Annotated in this window: 2 protein-coding genes; both read right to left on the reverse strand. The window is 71.0% G+C overall.

The annotated features are described in order from the left end of the window. Window positions 1–791 (reverse strand): hypothetical protein (locus VR45_RS36600; protein WP_159394489.1); only part of this gene is annotated, 791 nt, incomplete at its 3' end. Window positions 792–873: 82 nt separating this feature from the next. Next, window positions 874–1,320, reverse strand: coding sequence for a peptidase inhibitor family I36 protein (locus VR45_RS36605; protein ID WP_045944249.1), 447 nt, complete (start codon window positions 1,318–1,320; stop codon window positions 874–876). Window positions 1,321–1,626 lie beyond the last annotated feature (306 nt).

Below are 1,626 nucleotides of genomic sequence, written 5' to 3' on the forward strand. Positions count from 1 at the left end.
GCCTTGCACTCCACATCGGTCTGCGCCATGCGGACCTCCGCGGCGTCCGGCTCGGGTTCCTTCACGGACGGCAGATCCGCTCCGGCCTCCACCGGGTTCGGCGCGCTGAACCCGGCGGCACGCATGCACTCCGACCAGCGACCGAAGACCTCCTTCACCCGCGGATCGGCCATCGAGCGGGAGAAGCTCTCGGCCTTGGTCTGCCCGGCGAGCTGGGACGCGCCACCGCCCGGGCCCTGTCCGCCGGGCTGCAGCGACCCGAGATCGGTGTTCACCTTGCCCTGACAGCCCCCGGCCGGCACCGTCTGGCCGTTCGAGCTGGTCAGCGGTTTGCCGGTGGCGTCCCGGCCGAGCAGCAGGGCGTTCTCCGCCGGGGAGAGCGTGGCCCGCGGAGTGGCGGTGTCGCGCTTGGGCAGGTGGTAGCCCCAGGTGCTGACGCTCACCGGATCGGTCAGGCCGTAGCGACGGAACAGGAGGGAGTCGGAGGCCGAGACGACCGGAGCCGGCGCGATCGGCAGGTCGAAGCCGTACTGCTTCATGCAGATGGCGACCTTCTTGGTGTTCAGCCACTTCAGCTCGGCCGACTGCTGGGGCGTCAGCATGTACTCCGCGATCGGCAGTTGGAGTTCGGCCACCTGCGAGGGCTCGGGCGTGGGAGTCGCCACCACCGCGGGCGGGGGCGCCGGGGCGGGCGGCGGCGCGGCCTGCCCGGAGGAGCAGCCGGCCACCGCCAGGGCGATCAGCGCCGGCGCCAGGAGTCGCCCTCGGCGGACTCTCGCTGCGGCAGTCACGGCCGGTCTCCTTCGGGTTCGCGGGGCGGCCTGCCCACCGGTGTTCGTGCCGGTGGGCAGGCCCTGGTCACGGGGCGGATCGTCAGACGGTGGGGCAGAAGGCGCGCGTGGCGTCGTCCAGGGCCATCGACGCCTCGTTGTTCCTGAGCCACAGGGTGAGGTTGCCGCCCCTGTTGGGGCTCAGCCAGTTCTCGTCGCCCATGTAGTTCGGGTAGACCCAGATGCCGACGTTGCAGGCGCTCGCGTTCTCGGCGGAGGCGGCGTTGTTCCGCACGGGGTTGCCGTCGGTGAAGTTCCCGCTGATCGTGGGAGTCGCGACGACGCGGCTGGTCCAGAAGCCACCGCCGTGGTTGGGGCTGTACCAGAGGCAGTAGTAGCCACCCTGCTGGGCACAGGCGAACGAGTTCCAGCTGTCGATGTTCTCGACACTGGCGTTGGCCTGGCCGCCGAGGCCGCCCGGGCCGCCGAGCGCGAGCGTGGCGGTCGCGGCGATGAGGGCGAGACGGGATGCAGTCTTCTTCACGGACATGTCGAGTTCTCCTCCGTAGGGCAGATCGAGTGGTACGAAATCCGGTCCCCGAACCCGAGAGGGCAGGCGAAGCAGCCCCCTCGGCGGGAAACGGTAGATCCTCTTCCGAATCGGTGTCTGCACGGTTTGCAGCCAATCCGTGGCCGATCCACCGGCTCCCCCGCCCCGGTCACGCCCCCGGCCCCGCAGCGGAACCGCAGATTCACCGGCCGTTCCCCGGCACCGGCCGCCGGTGCAGAAGGCGTTCCGCGAAATCGTCCGGCCTCGCCACGCGACGGCCCCGGCACCTGCTCGCTTGCCTGATGC

Origin of the sequence: Streptomyces sp. NRRL S-495 (genome assembly GCF_000966955.1) — a bacterium.
Lineage (GTDB): Bacteria > Actinomycetota > Actinomycetes > Streptomycetales > Streptomycetaceae > Kitasatospora > Kitasatospora purpeofusca.